Origin of the sequence: Nonomuraea sp. PA05 (assembly GCF_008086045.1) — a bacterium.
In the GTDB taxonomy this organism is placed as follows: Bacteria; Actinomycetota; Actinomycetes; order Streptosporangiales; family Streptosporangiaceae; genus Nonomuraea; species Nonomuraea monospora.
Window position 1 is genome coordinate 134,623 of the sequence record NZ_VSEY01000027.1, and the last position, 15,053, is coordinate 149,675.

The 15,053-nt window shown below is 71.7% G+C and carries 13 protein-coding genes; 9 read left to right on the forward strand and 4 right to left on the reverse strand.

The genetic code is table 11. The annotated features are described in order from the left end of the window. Nucleotides 1–144 precede the first annotated feature (144 nt). A complete protein-coding gene (locus FXF51_RS36770) occupies nt 145–549 on the forward strand; it encodes a MerR family transcriptional regulator (protein WP_148439317.1) in 405 nt (134 codons plus the stop codon). A 455-nt stretch (nt 550–1,004) separates the two neighbouring features. Here the strand turns inward: FXF51_RS36770 and recX are convergent, their stop codons facing one another. Then, nucleotides 1,005–2,438 carry a recombination regulator RecX gene (gene recX, locus FXF51_RS36775; RefSeq protein ID WP_148439318.1) on the reverse strand — a complete coding sequence of 478 codons (1,434 nt, stop codon included), beginning with the start codon at nt 2,436–2,438 and terminating at the stop codon, nt 1,005–1,007. Between the two features lie 11 nt (nt 2,439–2,449). Beyond that, nucleotides 2,450–3,541, reverse strand: a complete 1,092-nt coding sequence (gene recA / locus FXF51_RS36780) for a recombinase RecA (RefSeq protein ID WP_148439319.1) — start codon at nt 3,539–3,541, stop codon at nt 2,450–2,452. Between the two features lie 491 nt (nt 3,542–4,032). On the opposite strand from recA, the gene FXF51_RS36785 reads away from it, so the two are divergent. Further along, nucleotides 4,033–4,353 carry a hypothetical protein gene (locus FXF51_RS36785; protein ID WP_262380072.1) on the forward strand — a complete coding sequence of 107 codons (321 nt, stop codon included), beginning with the start codon at nt 4,033–4,035 and terminating at the stop codon, nt 4,351–4,353. Nucleotides 4,354–4,373: 20 nt separating this feature from the next. Here FXF51_RS36785 and FXF51_RS36790 read toward each other — a convergent pair whose 3' ends face one another. Then, a complete protein-coding gene (locus FXF51_RS36790) occupies nt 4,374–4,568 on the reverse strand; it encodes a DUF3046 domain-containing protein (protein ID WP_148439320.1) in 195 nt (64 codons plus the stop codon). A 44-nt stretch (nt 4,569–4,612) separates the two neighbouring features. Here FXF51_RS36790 and FXF51_RS36795 point away from each other — a divergent pair, with 44 nt between their 5' ends. Then, nucleotides 4,613–4,807: a hypothetical protein gene (locus FXF51_RS36795; RefSeq protein WP_148439321.1), complete on the forward strand. Its 195-nt coding sequence runs from the start codon at nt 4,613–4,615 to the stop codon at nt 4,805–4,807. Nucleotides 4,808–4,819: 12 nt separating this feature from the next. On the opposite strand, the gene FXF51_RS36800 is transcribed toward FXF51_RS36795, so the two are convergent. After that, on the reverse strand, nt 4,820–5,308 hold the full coding sequence (locus FXF51_RS36800) for a VOC family protein (protein ID WP_148439322.1): 489 nt from the start codon (nt 5,306–5,308) through the stop codon (nt 4,820–4,822). A gap of 90 nt (nt 5,309–5,398) precedes the next feature. On the opposite strand from FXF51_RS36800, the gene FXF51_RS36805 reads away from it, so the two are divergent. From FXF51_RS36805 to FXF51_RS36830, 6 genes are all read left to right on the forward strand, one after another. Then, the gene (locus FXF51_RS36805) at nt 5,399–10,105 is read left to right on the forward strand and encodes an ATP-dependent helicase (protein WP_148439323.1); all 4,707 of its coding nucleotides are present in this window, start codon (nt 5,399–5,401) and stop codon (nt 10,103–10,105) included. A 154-nt stretch (nt 10,106–10,259) separates the two neighbouring features. Further along, nucleotides 10,260–10,865, forward strand: a complete 606-nt coding sequence (locus tag FXF51_RS36810) for a TetR/AcrR family transcriptional regulator (protein WP_187414770.1) — start codon at nt 10,260–10,262, stop codon at nt 10,863–10,865. After that, entirely contained in the window at nt 10,862–11,614 is a 753-nt protein-coding gene (locus tag FXF51_RS36815) for an ABC transporter ATP-binding protein (protein ID WP_148439325.1), read from the forward strand. The genes FXF51_RS36810 and FXF51_RS36815 overlap by 4 nt, the downstream gene beginning before the upstream one ends. Further along, nucleotides 11,605–13,377: a hypothetical protein gene (locus FXF51_RS36820; protein ID WP_148439326.1), complete on the forward strand. Its 1,773-nt coding sequence runs from the start codon at nt 11,605–11,607 to the stop codon at nt 13,375–13,377. Before FXF51_RS36815 ends, FXF51_RS36820 begins: the two co-directional genes overlap by 10 nt. Before the next feature lie 165 nt (nt 13,378–13,542). Continuing rightward, complete coding sequence (locus FXF51_RS36825; RefSeq protein WP_148439327.1) at nt 13,543–14,328, forward strand: hypothetical protein; 786 nt, start codon at nt 13,543–13,545, stop codon at nt 14,326–14,328. A 25-nt stretch (nt 14,329–14,353) separates the two neighbouring features. Further along, nucleotides 14,354–15,031, forward strand: coding sequence for a GntR family transcriptional regulator (locus tag FXF51_RS36830; protein ID WP_148439328.1), 678 nt, complete (start codon nt 14,354–14,356; stop codon nt 15,029–15,031). The last annotated feature ends 22 nt before the right edge of the window (nt 15,032–15,053 follow it).

Sequence of the window (15,053 nt, forward strand, 5' to 3'; positions counted from 1 at the left end):
CGCCGCCCTACCCAGCAGAGCAGCGAGGTCGTACGCAACATGGACGGATCGGCGGTTTCCGCCCCCCACGGCGAAGTCCCCGCTCCGGCGGGCAGCGACCAAGAGCACAGCGCAGATCACCATGCGGGCCCCCGTGGGGATCACATGCACATCGGGCAGGTGGCAACGCGCACCCAGCTCTCGCTGCGAACCATCCGGCACTACGACGAGGTCGGCCTGGTCCGGCCCTCGGCCCGCAGCCAGGGCGGCTTCCGCCTCTACACCGAGGCCGACGTAGCCCGGCTGATGGTGATCCGCCGGATGAAGCCGCTCGGCTTCACCCTGGAGGAGATGGGCGAACTGCTGTCCATCACCGACCAGCTCGACAACGGCGGCGCGGCGGCGGCGCTGGAAACGGCCGAGCGCGAGCGGCTGCTGGCGCGGCTGGGCCGGTTCGAACAGGCCACCCGCGAGCGCTGCCAAGCGCTGCGCACCCAGCTGAGCCGAGCCGAGGAGTTCGCCGCCGACCTGCGCCGCCGCACCGACCAACTGACCGACGGCGCCGCCTGACCGACGGTGCTGCCTGACCGACGGTGCTGCCTGACCGGCGGCGAGCCCAGCCGCCTCCCTTGTACGGCCCGACGCGTACAGCCCGACGCTGCCGCGATCCCGAACACGACGCCATGACGCATGGAGTTGTTCCGATGGCGGCTTGGTCACCACAACGGCGGGAGCCCCCGGCATTCGCCGCTGCGGCGCCGGCCACTGCGGCGACTCGACAGGCACGGCGGGCGCGGCGACGGGGGCTCCGTGGCAGGGCGGACTCGACAGCAGCGTGGGCTCGGTGGCGCCGGCCACTGCAGCGACGCGATGGGCACGGCAGACGCGATGGGCACGGCAGACGCGATGGGCACGGCGACGGGGCTCCGTGGCGGCGCGGGCGCGGTGGCGGCGCGGGCGCGGTGGGGAGGCGAAATGCGCTTGTTGACCGGCCAGCCGTCGGGTGCGGGTCTGCGGGGGTTGGCCTAGGAGAAGTCCTCCTCCACCTCGATGCCCTCCTGTTCGAGTGCCTCCCGGATGACGCGGAAGGCCAGCCCGGAGGGATAGCCCTTGCGGGCGAGCATGCCGGCCAGCCGCCGGGTGCGGGTCTGGGGGTCGAGTGAGCGGGTGGAGGCGAGTTTGCGTCCCACCAGCCGCCGGGCGGTTTCTTCCTCCTGGTCGGGGTTCAGCCGCTCCACGGCCTCGTTGACCGTGTCACCGTCCACCCCCCGGCGACGCAGTTCGGCCGCCAGGGCGCGCTTGGCCAGCCCCCGGCCGTGGTGGCGGGAGTCGACCCAGGCCGCGGCGAACGCCTCGTCGTTGATCAGCCCAAGCTCCGAGAACCGGCTGAGCACCGCCTCGGCGGCCTCCTCCGGCACGTCCCGCTTGCGCAGGGCCTCCGCGAGCTGGGCGCGGGTCTTGGGCGCCATGGTGAGCAGACGCAGGCAGATGGCCCGGGCCACCGACTCCGGGTCCGCCTGAGGGCTTGTGGCGGCCGTGGTCTCGGCATCGGGCCCGTCAGGCAGCCAGCCCCGTTGTCGAGCGCTCTTGCGTCCTCCTCGCCGGGAACGTCCTCCAGACTTGCTCCCGAACCGCCCGGCACTCTCCTCGGCCTGCCCGATGCCTCTGCCGAACCAGCCGGGCCCCTCGTCGTGCTGCCCAGCATCACCGCCGAAACTGCCTGCCCCTTCGTCGTGCCGTTCGGCACCGCCGACGAAACTGCCGAGACCGCCGTCAGACTGCCCGGCACCATCGTCAGACCGGCCGGGACCATCGTCAGACTGGCCGGGACCATCGTCAGACTGCCCAGTGCCGCCGCCGAAGCGCCTGGCGCTGCCGGATCGGCGACCGCGCCTGCGGCCGTCCAGCGCATCCGAGTCGAGCCGGCCTGGCCCCTCATCGTGCTGCCCGGCATCGTCGCCGAAGCCGCCGGAGCGGCGACCGCGTTTCCGGCTCTCCTGTCCGGTGCTCTCGCTTGGCTCAGCCGCGAACCAACTGCTCCCTGCCAGCACCTCGGAGTGCCACTCGTCTCCAGGACGCCGTCTCTGAGGTGAGCCCTTGGCACTTGAACCCTCGGAACCCGAGCTCTCAGCGCCCGAGACTTCAGCGTCCGAGCCCTCGGTGCTGGAGATCTCAGCATGCGAGATCTCAGCGTGCGAGATCTCGGAGCCGGAGCTCTTCTCGGCGTGCGAGCCGTCCCGGCTGTCTCCCTCGGAATCCTCATCTGCGCCGTCCGAGGTGGAAGGGGCGGCGGCGCGCGTGCGGTCGCGTTGCTCGCGCCACTCCGACACCGACGGCCAGCCGTCCGAGGCTGAGCGGGCCAGGTCGCGCGTACGGGAGGACGAGGGTGAGGACGAGGGGTCGGGCCAGGCGCCCCGGTCTGGCGGCTGGGGCGCTTGCGGTCGGTCCGTGCTGCTCATGGGGTCAGCGATCAGACGTCACCCGGCTTGGGGGTGGACTTGGAACCACGGCCCGACGGAGCGGCGGCCGGAGCGGGAGCAGCGGCGGCCTCGGCCGGGGCGTCGAGGCGCGGGCCCACGCCCAGCTTGTCCTTGATCTTCTTCTCGATCTCGTTGGCCATGTCGGGGTGGTTCTTCAGGAAGTTGCGGGCGTTCTCCTTGCCCTGGCCGAGCTGGTCGCCCTCGTAGGTGTACCAGGCGCCGGACTTGCGGACGAAGCCGTGCTCCACACCCATGTCGATGAGGCCGCCCTCGCGGGAGATGCCCACGCCGTAGAGGATGTCGAAGTCGGCGACGCGGAAGGGCGGGGCCATCTTGTTCTTGACGACCTTGACCCTGGTGCGGTTGCCGACCGCCTCCGTGCCGTCCTTGAGGGTCTCGATGCGGCGGATGTCCATCCGGACCGAGGCGTAGAACTTCAGCGCCTTACCACCGGTCGTGGTCTCGGGGCTGCCGAACATGACGCCGATCTTCTCGCGGAGCTGGTTGATGAAGATGGCGGTGGTGCCGGTGCTGTTGAGGGCGCCGGCGATCTTGCGCAGGGCCTGGGACATGAGGCGGGCCTGGAGACCGACGTGGCTGTCACCCATCTCGCCCTCGATCTCGGCCTTGGGCACCAGGGCCGCGACCGAGTCGATGACGATGATGTCGACGGCGCCGGACCTGATCAGCATGTCGGCGATCTCGAGCGCCTGCTCACCCGTGTCGGGCTGGGAGACCAGCAGGGCGTCGGTGTCGACCCCCAGCTTCTTGGCGTACTCGGGGTCGAGGGCGTGCTCGGCGTCGACGAACGCCGCGATGCCTCCGGCCCGCTGGGCGTTGGCCACGGCGTGCAGCGCGATCGTGGTCTTACCCGAGGACTCCGGGCCGTAGATCTCCACGATGCGGCCGCGCGGCAGGCCGCCGATGCCGAGGGCGACGTCAAGGGAGATCGACCCCGTGGGGATCACCTCGATGGGAGCTCGGGCGTCGTCGCCCAGTCTCATGACGGAGCCCTTGCCGAACTGTCGCTCGATCTGAGCGAGCGCGGTCTCGAGGGCCTTCTCGCGGTCGTTGATAGCCATGGGAACTCCCCCTGGAGGGTCGTGGTCCGATCAGTCGAGTGAAAGCTACGGCCTGCCACCGACAATTTCTGCCGTGTCGGGGAAGTGTCGGGGAAGACGTGGCTGCCCGGCTGGGTCCATCGTAGCCGAACGGCTGTTCGATCACAGCAGGAACACGCAGGTCGTCCCTGAGAGGGTGTCGGATCGGCCTGTCAGGGGTGGGTGCCGGGTGGAGACCGCCCGGGTCCGCGGCCCAGGGTCTGTCCGAGGTTGCCTGATCGTCCGTCCTGCGCCTCCGCCCGGAGACCGGCCGCGTCGCCTCCGTCCGGGAACAAAGGTTACGAGCGAGCCTGCACGCGCGCGGTCCGACGCCTCGAAAAGCGCCTCCGGACGCCCCGGAGAAGCGCCTCCGGACACCCGGACAAGCGCCTCCGGACACCCCGGACAAGCGCCTCCGGACGTCCGGGAAAAGACGTCTGCGGGTGGTTGGCTCCCGCGTGTTGTCAGGCTGGATGAGCTGGGGAGACTCACTCCAGGGCGACAACTGGAGGCGGCACGTGGCGAGCGGCTACACCGGGGAACGACGCGTCCATCTCGAGGCACTCGCCGAGCAGCTACCCGCTCACGGCCTGGTCAGCCGCATGGTCGGCGGGGACGACCCGGTGTTGTGGGTGTGGCATCCCCGCACCGGCCGCCAGACGCTCATCTTCGCCACCCCGACGGGCGACGGCTGGCAGTTCCTGTGGTCGCCGGGCGGGCAGTGCCCCGCCACCGACCTGGAGCGCACGGCCACGGCGCTGCGGGACGCCCTCGGCATGGGGCAACCGGCCTGACCGGGGCGGGGCGGGGCGGTCTAGCGCAGCTTGGGTGAGACGTCCTCCACCTGGCAGACCGCCCGCCACACCGTCTTGGCGCTCTCGCCGTCGGCCAGCGCCTGCACGACGGTGCGACCGCCGAGCGGCGCCAGGACGTAGTCGCGTGCCCACGACTCCGCGTACATCTCGCCGAAGTGAGCGTTCATCCGTCTCCAGAACTCCGTCAGGCGCATGAACTCAAGTATGGAAGCGTGCGAGGTGTGGGTAGGACATCCCCATGCCAAAGACCCCCAAGTCTTCACCCCCGAAGACAGCCAAGACGAAGGCCAACAGGGCCAAGCGCCGCCGGTTACTGCTCGCGCTGCGGTTGACCGTACGGAAGGAGAAGCTCGAGCGCGCCGAACGGCACGCGGGCATCAAGCAGGAGCCGCGTGCGGGTAAGCCGCGCACGCGCAGGGCGTCGCGGCGTTAGTCACCTCACGGGTCACAACACGCGCGCGCCGTACATCTCACCGAGATGGTCGGCGAGCAGCTCCAGCCGGGCGCCGTCGGGGTCCTTGAAGTAAATGGAGGCGCCGCTCTCTATCTGGTGCGGCACGCCGGCCATCTCCAGTTTCCCGCGCAGTCGCTCCCACGTGGCGGGATCGACGGAGATCGCGATGTGGTGCAGCCCGCCGAGCACTTCCTGGTACGGCCCGAGGTCGAGGCCCGGGAAGTCGAAGAAGGCGAGCAGGTTGCCGTTGCCGATGTCGAAGAAGAAGTGGTTCGACCCTTTGTAGTCGCGATTCTCGATGATCTCCGTGAGCGGGAACTCCAGGAGGTCCTGGTAGAACTTGATGGTGCGTTCCACGTCGGACGAGATCAGCGCCGCGTGATGCAGGCCGCGCGCGCTGCTCGATGGCCGGTGCGGTAAGGCGTAGCGTTGTCGGATCTCCGCTCGGCGGGCTTCGATGGCCGCGTAATCGATGGTCACGGGGGCTCTATGTCCGCCAGGGCACCCCCTCAATCACACGCCGCCGCGCCAAATGCGTTTTCTGTCGGTGCCGGGAGGCACTATGTGCAGGTGAGCTCGCTAGCCCAGTTCAGCCAGGTGACCAGGCAATGGTTCGCCGGGGCCTTCCACGCGCCCACGGCCGCCCAGGAGGGGGCGTGGGAGTCGATCTCGCGTGGCGACCATACCTTGGTCGTCGCGCCCACGGGTTCGGGCAAGACGCTGGCGGCGTTCCTGTGGTCGCTCGACCGGCTGGCCGCCGCGCCGAAGACGCGGGCGGACGAGCGGGCGCACGAGCAGGAGCGGGCTCAAGAGCAGGAGCAGGCCCAAGAGCAGAAGCGGGCGCAGAGCCGCAAGAAGAAGCGCGAGGAGAAGCAAGAGGGGGAGCGGAAGGGCACGCGGGTGCTGTACGTGTCGCCGCTCAAGGCCCTCGCCGTGGACGTCGAACGCAACCTGCGCGCCCCTCTGGCCGGGCTGAAGCAGACAGCTCGGCGGCTCGGCCTGCCAGTTCCGGAGATCTCGGTGGCGATCCGTTCGGGCGACACCCCCGCCGAGGACCGCAGGCGGTTCGCGGCGAAGCCGTCCGACATCCTGATCACCACCCCCGAGTCGCTGTTCCTGCTGCTCACCAGCCAGGCGCGGGAGGCACTGCGCGACGTGGAGACGGTGATCGTGGACGAGGTGCACGCGGTCGCGGGCACCAAGCGCGGCGCTCACCTCGCGCTCAGCCTGGAGCGGCTCGACGCGCTGCTCGAACGGCCGGCGCAGCGGGTGGGGCTGTCGGCGACCGTCCGGCCGGTGAGCGAGGTGGCTGCGTTCCTGGGCGGGACGCGCCCGGCCACCGTGGTGCAGCCGCCGTCCGACAAGGTGATCGAGGTCGAGGTCGTCGTCCCCGTCGAGGACATGACGGAGATGGAGGGCCGCGCTCAGCCGGAGTCCCAGGAGGAGTTCGCGCCCGAGCCGGGCAACCGGTCGATCTGGCCGCACGTCGAGGACCGGCTGTTCGACCTGATCGAGGCGCACAGCTCCACGATCGTGTTCGCGAACTCGCGGCGGCTGGCGGAGCGGCTGTGCACCCGGCTCAACGAGCTGGCCTACGAACGCGAGCAGGGCACCGAGACCGTCGACCTGTCGATCTGGGAGACGGGCCCGTCCAGGCCCATGCCCGCCGAGGTGATGGCGCAGGCGGGGGCGAGCAAGGGGGTCGTGACGGAGATCGTACGCGCTCACCACGGCTCGGTCTCCAAGGAGGAGCGGGCGCAGATCGAGGAGGCGCTGAAGTCGGGCCGCCTGCCTGCCGTGGTCGCCACCTCCAGCCTGGAGCTGGGCATCGACATGGGCGCGGTGGACCTGGTGGCGTGCGTGGAGGCGCCGCCGAGCGTGGCGAGCGGGCTGCAGCGCATCGGCCGGGCGGGGCACCAGGTGGGCGCGGTGTCCAGGGGCGTCATCTTTCCCAAGTACCGGGGCGATCTGGTGCAGACGGCCGTGGTGGCCGAGCGGATGAAGAGCGGCCTGATCGAGGAGCTGCGCTATCCGCGTAATCCGCTCGACGTGCTGGCCCAGCAGATCGTGGCGATGACCGCGCTCGACGAGTGGACGGTGGACGAGCTGGAGGGCGTGATCAGGCGCGCCGCCCCGTACGCCACGCTGCCGCGCAGCGCGCTGGAGGCCACGCTCGACATGCTGGCGGGGCGCTACCCGAGCGAGGAGTTCGCCGAGTTGCGCCCCCGCATCGTGTGGGACCGCGTGACCGGCATCCTCCAGGGCCGGCCCGGCGCGCAGCGGCTGGCGGTGACCAACGGCGGCACGATCCCCGACCGGGGCCTGTTCGGCGTGTTCCTGGTGGGCGAGCGCGCCTCCAGGGTGGGCGAGCTGGATGAGGAGATGGTCTACGAGTCGCGCGTCGGCGACGTGTTCGTGCTGGGCGCGACCTCCTGGCGGATCGAGGACATCACCGCCGACCGGGTGCTCGTCTCCCCCGCGCCGGGGCAGCCGGGCAAGCTGCCGTTCTGGCACGGCGACGCGCCGGGGCGGCCGGCCGAGCTGGGCCGGGCGATCGGCCAGTTCCTGCGCGAGCAGGCCAAACAGGGCTCGACGGAACGGATGCGCGCGGCCGGCCTCGACGAGTACGCCTCCGGCAACCTGCTGGCCTACCTCCAGGAGCAGCGCGAGGCGACGGGATACGTCCCGGACGACCGCACGCTGCTGGTCGAGCGCTTCCACGACGAGCTGGGCGACTGGCGGGTCGTCATCCACTCCCCCTACGGCGCCCGGGTGCACGCCCCGTGGGCGCTGGCGATCAACCGGCGGCTGCGCGAACGCTACGGCATCGACGTGCAGGCCGTGCACTCCGACGACGGCATCGTGCTGCGCATCCCCGACACGCTGGCCGAGCCGCCCACCGACGTGGCGGCGTTCGACCCGGAGGAGATCGAGCAGATCGTCACGGAGGAGCTGGGCGGGTCGGCCATGTTCGCCTCCCGGTTCAGGGAGTGCGCGGGCCGGGCGCTGCTGCTGCCGCGCCGCGTGCCCGGCCGGCGCAGCCCGCTGTGGCAGCAGCGGCAGCGGGCCGCCCACCTGCTCGGCGTGGCCTCGCAGTACGCCTCGTTCCCGATCGTGCTGGAGACGATGCGCGAGTGCCTCCAGGACGTCTTCGACGTGCCCGGCCTGGTGCAGCTCATGCGCGACGTCGCCGCGCGCAGGGTGCGGGTGGTCGAGGTGGAGACGTCGCAGGCCTCGCCATTCGCCGCCGCGCTGCTGTTCCACTACGTGGGCGCGTTCATGTACGAGGGCGACGCCCCGCTGGCCGAACGCCGGGCGCAGGCCCTCGCCCTCGACACCACGCTGCTGGCCGAGTTGCTCGGTCAGGCCGACCTGCGTGAGCTGCTCGACCCCGACGTGATCTCCGACAGCGAGCGCGAGCTGGCCCGCCTCGACCGGCCGCTGCGCGACCTGGAGGACCTCTCCGACCTGCTGCGCTCCCACGGGCCGCTGCTGGCGCCCGACGTGAGCGTACGCGGCGGCGACCCCGCCTGGCTGGAGGAGCTCGAACGCGCCCGTCGGGCGATCAGGGTGCGCATCGCCGGCGAGGAGCAGTGGGCCGCCATCGAGGACGCCGCGCGCATGCGTGACGCGCTGGGCGTGCCGCTGCCCGTCGGGATCCCGCACGCGTTCCTGGAGCCGGTGACCGATCCGCTGGCCGACCTGGTGGCGCGGCACGCCCGCACCCGCGGCCCGTTCCACGCCGGCACCGCCGCCGCCCGGTTCGGGCTCGGCGTGGCGGTGGTCAGCGACGCGCTGCGGCGGCTGGCCGCGACCGGGCGGGTGGTCAGCGGCGAGTTCCGGCCCGGCGGGCGGGGCGAGGAGTGGTGCGACGCCGGGGTGCTGCGGATGTTGCGCCGCAGGTCGCTGGCCCGGTTGCGCAAGGAGGTGGAGCCGGTCGCGCCCGAGACGCTCGCGCTGTTCCTGCCCGCGTGGCACGGCATCACGGGCGTCGGCCCCGACAAGGCGGGTGCGGGGACCGGGCCGGGGACCGGCGGAGGCGGGCGGGGCACGTCCGGCTTCGGCGCCGACGCGCGCGGCCCGGTCGGGTCGGCGCGGGCGATGGACGCGCTGGTGCGTTCGATCGAGCAGCTCCAGGGGGCGGCCGTGCCCGCGTCGGCGCTGGAGACGCTGGTGCTGCCGTCGCGCGTGCCCGGCTATCACCCGGCACTGCTCGACGAGCTGACCTCGGCGGGCGACGTGATGTGGGTGGGGCAGGGCTCGCTGCCCGGCGGCGACGGCTGGGTGTCGCTCCTGTTCGCCGACACCGCGCCGCTGCTGCTCCCCGAGCCCGCCGAGATCACGATGACCCCGGTGCACGAGCGGGTGCTGGAGCTGCTCGGCGGGGGCGGCGCGCTGTTCTTCCGCGGCATCTCCGACCAGTTCGGCTCCACCCAGGACGACGCCACGCTGGTGGCCGCGCTGTGGGATCTGGTGTGGTCGGGGCGGGTCTCCGGCGACACGCTGGCCCCGCTGCGTGCCACGCTCGGCACCGGGCGGCCCGCGCACCGGCCCGCGACGACGCGGCGGCGCAGGGCGGTGCTGCCGAGCAGGAGCGGCCCGCCGACGGTGGCCGGCCGGTGGTGGCTGCTGCCCTCGGCCGCTGACGACGCCACCCAGCGGGCGCACGCCCAGGCCGAGGTGCTGCTCGAACGGCACGGCGTCGTGACGCGCGGAGCGGTGACGTCGGAGCGGCTGCCGGGCGGGTTCACGCCGATCTACCAGGTGCTGCGGGCGTACGAGGAGAGCGGGCGGTGCCGGAGGGGCTACTTCGTGGAAGGGCTCGGCGGGGCGCAGTTCGCGCTGCCCGGGGCGGTGGACCGGATGCGGGCCATGGCGCCCGGGATCGGGTCCTCGGGAAGTGGTGAGGGGCGGCGGGCCGTGGTGCTGGCCGCCGCCGACCCGGCCAGCCCGTACGGCGCCGCGCTGCCGTGGCCGCAGCATCCCGGTGACGTCGGGCACAAGCCCGGCCGGAAGGCGGGGTCGCTGGTGGTGCTGGTGGATGGCCACCTGGTGCTGTACGTGGAGCGTGGCGGCAAGACGCTGCTGTCGTTCACCGATGGGGATCGGTTGCAGCCTGCGGTTGACGCGCTGGCTCTGGCGGTGCGCGACGGGGCGCTCGGCAAGCTGACGGTGGAGCGGGCCGATGGCGGGTCGATCGTGGACTCGCCGCTGGCCGCCGCGTTGGAGGCGGCGGGCTTCCATCCGACACCGCGCGGGCTGCGGTTGCGCGCCTGACCCACGGGACCGGTCGCGCGTCGCGTGGATGACGGACGCCCGGCAAGGGCGTCGCGTGGATGACGGACGCCCGGCAGGGGCGTCGCGTGAAGAGCGAAACGGGCACGGTAGGCCGCGCTTCCCAAAATTTGAATGACCGTTTAAAGTTCTGACCGTGCCGCCAGAAAGTCGAACCTTCATCGAAGAGATTCGCCGAGCCCAGATCATCGAGTGCGCCATAGACGTCCTCGCCGACCACGGCTACGCCAACACGACCCTGGCCAGAATCGCCAGGCAAGCCAAGATCAGCACCGGCGTGATCTCCTACCACTTCGGCGGCAAGTCCCCCCTCATCCAGGCCGTGGTCGCGCACGTCGCCAAGCTCGCCACCGACCTGATGGTCCCGCGCATCCTCGCCCAGCCGACCGCGGCGGAGGGTCTGCGCGCCTACCTCGAGAGCAACCTCGAGTTCATGCGCCTGCACCGCAAGCCGCTCCTCGCGCTGGTGGAGATCGTCACTCACGCCACCGGCGAGGACGGCGACCCGCACCCGTACGCGCGGCAGTCGGAGGTGGCGATCGACGACCTGCGCAAGCTGCTGGACTGGGGGCAGCGCGCCGGCGAGTTCCGCGACTTCGACCAGCTCAGCATGGCGATCGCCATCCGGGGGGCGATCGACGCGGTGCCGGGGCTGCTGCTCCACGACCCCGGCTTCGACCTCGACCTGCTCGCCAGCGAGCTGGTCACCACCTTCACCATCGCGACCAGGAGACAGCCATGACAGCGCCGGCTTTAGTGATCAAGGGCCTGGCCAAGACCTTCGGTGAGAACGTCGCCGTCGACCACGTCGATCTGACCGTTCCCCAGGGTTCCTTCTACGGCCTGGTCGGGCAGAACGGCGCCGGTAAGACGACCACGCTGTCCATGGCGGTGGGCCTGCTGCGGCCCGACGCGGGCTCCGCGCAGATCTTCGGCGCGGACGTGTGGTCCGACCCCGCCACGGCCAAGCAGCTCGTCGGCGTGCTGCCCGACGGGATGGCCATGCCCGAGCGGCTCACCGGCCGCGAGGTGCTGACCTACCTCGGCCTGCTGCGCGGGCTGAGCAAGGAGGTGGTGGCCGAGCGGGCCGCGGAGCTGCTGTCGGTGCTGGAGCTGGACGCGGCGGAGAAGACGCTCGTCATCGAGTACTCGACCGGCATGCGTAAGAAGATCGGCCTGGCCACGGCGCTGTTGCACGCGCCCAGGCTGCTGGTGCTGGACGAGCCGTTCGAGGCGGTGGACCCGGTGTCGGCCGCGTCGATCAAGCAGATCCTGCGCGACTTCGTGGCGGGCGGCGGCTCGGTCGTGCTGTCCAGTCATGTGATGGCGCTGGTGGAGCAGCTCTGCGACCACGTGGGCGTGATCGACAAGGGACGGGTGGCGGCCGCGGGCTCGCTGGCCGAGGTGCGCGGCTCGGCGACCCTGGAGGACAGGTTCGTCGAGCTGGTGGGCGCCGGCTCCACGGCCGCCAAGGGGCTGTCATGGCTGTAGCGCTGACCATGGCCAGCATGAAGCTGGCGATCCTGCGCCACTCGATGAAGGGCCAGCAGGGCAGCACGATGGTTTCCGCCGGCGTGCTCGGCGCCCTGCTGGCGGGCGGCACGATCGTGCTGGCGTTCCTGGACGGCGACTGGCTGGCCGCCACGTACACCGTGTGGATGCTCGGCTGGATCATCGGACCGGTGTTCTCCGGCGGCGGCGACGAGACGCTGCGGCCGGAGTTCTTCTCGCTGCTCGGGCTGCCGCCGCAGCGCATGGCGGCCGGGTTGCTGGTGGCGGCGTTCGTGGGGATGGCTCCGGCGGTCAGCCTGCTCGCGCTGGCCGGGCTGCTGGTCGCGGGCGTACGCGAGGGCGTGGCCGGGGCGCTGGTGGCCGTGCCGGCGATGGTGTTGCAGCTCGCCGTGTTCGTGCTGCTGTCGAAGGTGACCGTGGCGCTGCTCGGCCTCGCGCTGGGCTCCAGGATCGGGGCGATCGGCGCCGGGCTGGTCAACGGCGTGATCCTCGCCTTCCTCGGGCAGATCTGGGTGTTCATGGTGGCCTTCGGGCAGGGCGGGCGGATCCCGGAGTTCGTCCGGTACCTGCCGTCCGGGTGGGGGCTGCTGGCCGTGCAGGGGCAGTACCTGGCTCTGGCCGCGATGGCGGTGCTGATCGTGCTGCTGCTGGCGGCGTGGGGTGCGCTGCTGACCAGGCGGACGGGCCGCAGCCGGCCCTCCACGCGGGGGCGCAGGCCGATGCGCGCCTCGGGGCCGCACGGCGCCGTCGTCGCCAAGGAGCTGCGGTCGTGGACGCGTGACCTGGTGCGCAACCACCAGCTCGCGTTCGCGTTCACCTACGGCGTGGCCTTCGCGGCGGTGCCGCTGATGGTGGGCATCCCGCAGATGGTGCCGCTGGCCGGGCCGATCTTCATCGTGATGGCGGCGGCGATGACCGCCAACGCGTACGGCACCGACGGCACCGCCCACTGGCTGACGCTGATGACGCCGGGCGCCTCCGACGTGCGCGGCAGGCAGCTCGCGTGGCTGGCGGCCGTGGGTCCGATCGGGCTGGTGCTGGCGGTGGTCTGCACGGCGGCCGTGAACGGGCCGTGGGCGCTGGTCATGGCGGCCACGTTCGCGCTGCTCGGCGGGGCCATGGGGCTGGTGCCGCTGGTGTCGGTGGCCGGGCTGATCCCGGGCATCGACCCGAAGAACCGGGGCGGCAACCCGCTGCGGACGACCGAGGACGACGGCTCGGCCACCGGCATGGCGTACCTGGTGCTGCTCCTGGTGGCGCTCACCGCGGCACCCGCCGTGCTGGTGGCGGTGTTCCACGGCTGGTGGGGCGTGCCGGTCGGGCTGCTGACGGGCGTGTTGTGCTGGTGGGGGTTCGGGCTGCTGGCGGATCGGCGGCTGACGGCGCAGGGGCCCGAGCTGCTGCACCTCATGCGTACGGGCCGGCGTCCCGACAGCGGCAAGGCGTCGGAGACCTTCAAGCTGCCCGACAACATGTCGAAGACACAGCGCACCATCGTGATGGTGTGCGCGTCGCTCGGCGCGATCCCGCTGGCGCCACAGGGCATCGTGGCGATGGTCTTCCTGGCGAACGGGCGGCTTGAGCAGTCGTGGTTCCTGGCCACGCACATGCCGCCGGGGTTGCGGTGGCCGGTGGCGTTCGCCTTCGTGCTGCTGGGCCTGGGCATGTACGGCACCGCCCTGTGGTTGTGGCTGCGCGCGAAGAAAAAGGCCGCCGCCGTGAAGCAACCCGTCGCAGGGTAGCCCGCGCGGGGAAGGCCACCGCAGGAGTGACGCACGTGCACAAGCGCGCGTGTGAAGAAGGCCCGCGCGGGGGAAGGCCACCGCGGGATGGGTGGCGCACGTGCACAAGCCGACACGTGCACAAGCCGCGCGCGAAGCAGGCCGGCGCGGGGTAAGTATCGCGGCATGCGGCCACTGGCGCGATTACGCGCGGACCTCGCCACAGGCAAGAACCTCGAGATCTACCTGACGGCGGCGATAGCCCTGGCGGTCGGCGTGCTCGGCGTCTTCGACCTCGTGGACACGAAGGTCGTGGGCGCCGCCACGCTGGCGACCCTGGCCCTGGTGGCGGTGAACGCGCTGGGCCCCCGCCACCAGGTCGCCGAGCTGGAGAAGCAGGTGGCCCGCCTGGCGGAGGCGGGTCCCCAGTCGGGCGGCGACTTCCTGTCCGGGGACACCACGCGGTTCGACGCCCGCGTCGCCCACGCGCTGGAGCTCCGCTTCGTCGGGGTGACACTCAACCGCACGATCCGCTCCTACGTCAACGACCTGCGCAAGGCGCTGGAGCGGGGCGCCTCGGTCAAGGTGCTGGTGATCGATCCCGCGGGCCCGGTGCCGGAGGAGGCCGCCAGGCGGGCCACGATCCCGGACCAGCCGGACGTGTTCGAGCACCGCGCCAGGTCCACGCTGTACCTCCTGCGCGAGCTGAAGAACGCCGAAGGGCGCCTGGAGGTGCGGCTGCTGCCGTTCGTGCCCGCGTTCATGATGTTCGCGGCGGACCCCGGCGACGACGACGGCCTCATCCACGTGGAGCTGGGCGGCCATCGCTCGCCGGGCCCCACCCCCGGCTTCACGCTCTCCAACCGCCGCGAGCACGCGTGGTGCCAGTACTTCGTGGCGGAGTTCGACCGGCTGTGGGAGGTGGCCAGGGACGTTACGGACGCCGACTGGTACCCTGCGCGTCATCCCTAACTTCTTGTATACGATAAATCCCCCTATGACTGATATGACGCTGGGCGGGGCCCATCAGACCTTGCGTGACGAGGTCACCAAGGAGCTGCGCCGCCGCATACTCTCCGGCGAGCTCGCCCAGGGTGAACGCCTGGTCGAGGACCGGCTGGCCGCCGCGCTCGGCGTCTCACGCAACCCCGTGCGCGAGTCCATCCGCGTGCTGGCCGCCGAGGGTTTCATCCAGGTCGTCCCCCGCCTGGGCGCCACGGTGGCCCGGTTGTCGGCCGAGGAGGGCGAGGAGCTCTTCGACGTGCGCATGGCCATCGAGGGTCTGGCGGCGCGGCTGGCCGCGCGCAAGCGCTCCTCCGCCGCGGCCGAGCGGCTGCGCGGGCTGCTGGAGCAGTCGAAGGAGGCGGTCGAGGCGGGGCGGCTGGAGGCGGTGGCCGACCTCAACACGGCCTTTCACCTGGCCGTGGGCGAGGCGACGGGCAACTCGTACCTGGCGCTGATGATGAAGCCCATGCTGCAGCGGGCGCAGTGGATCTTCAGCCAGACGGCCGCCGCGCGCGGGCCGCATTCCTGGACCGAGCACCTGAGCCTGTGCGAGGCCATCGTGGCGGGCGACGAGGACGAAGCGCAGGCCAGAGCGGTCGCGCACGTCGCCGCGGCCCGCCGGTCGTTCTTGCAGGCCGTAGGCCGTAAGACAAAACACCCAAACGATTAGGAAACACTCAGATAACAACATA

What these genes read in the sequence shown, in the direction of transcription:
- recA (WP_148439319.1), bottom strand. Translation starts at nt 3,541, where the DNA reads ATGGCTATCAACGACCGCGAGAAGGCCCTCGAGACCGCGCTCGCTCAG.
- FXF51_RS36795 (WP_148439321.1), top strand. Translation starts at nt 4,613, where the DNA reads ATGCCAAAGACCCCCAAGTCTTCACCCCCGAAGACAGCCAAGACGAAG.
- recX (WP_148439318.1), bottom strand. Translation starts at nt 2,438, where the DNA reads ATGAGCAGCACGGACCGACCGCAAGCGCCCCAGCCGCCAGACCGGGGC.
- FXF51_RS36790 (WP_148439320.1), bottom strand. Translation starts at nt 4,568, where the DNA reads ATGCGCCTGACGGAGTTCTGGAGACGGATGAACGCTCACTTCGGCGAG.
- FXF51_RS36825 (WP_148439327.1), top strand. Translation starts at nt 13,543, where the DNA reads ATGCGGCCACTGGCGCGATTACGCGCGGACCTCGCCACAGGCAAGAAC.
- FXF51_RS36815 (WP_148439325.1), top strand. Translation starts at nt 10,862, where the DNA reads ATGACAGCGCCGGCTTTAGTGATCAAGGGCCTGGCCAAGACCTTCGGT.
- FXF51_RS36820 (WP_148439326.1), top strand. Translation starts at nt 11,605, where the DNA reads ATGGCTGTAGCGCTGACCATGGCCAGCATGAAGCTGGCGATCCTGCGC.
- FXF51_RS36785 (WP_262380072.1), top strand. Translation starts at nt 4,033, where the DNA reads ATGAGCTGGGGAGACTCACTCCAGGGCGACAACTGGAGGCGGCACGTG.
- FXF51_RS36770 (WP_148439317.1), top strand. Translation starts at nt 145, where the DNA reads ATGCACATCGGGCAGGTGGCAACGCGCACCCAGCTCTCGCTGCGAACC.
- FXF51_RS36830 (WP_148439328.1), top strand. Translation starts at nt 14,354, where the DNA reads ATGACTGATATGACGCTGGGCGGGGCCCATCAGACCTTGCGTGACGAG.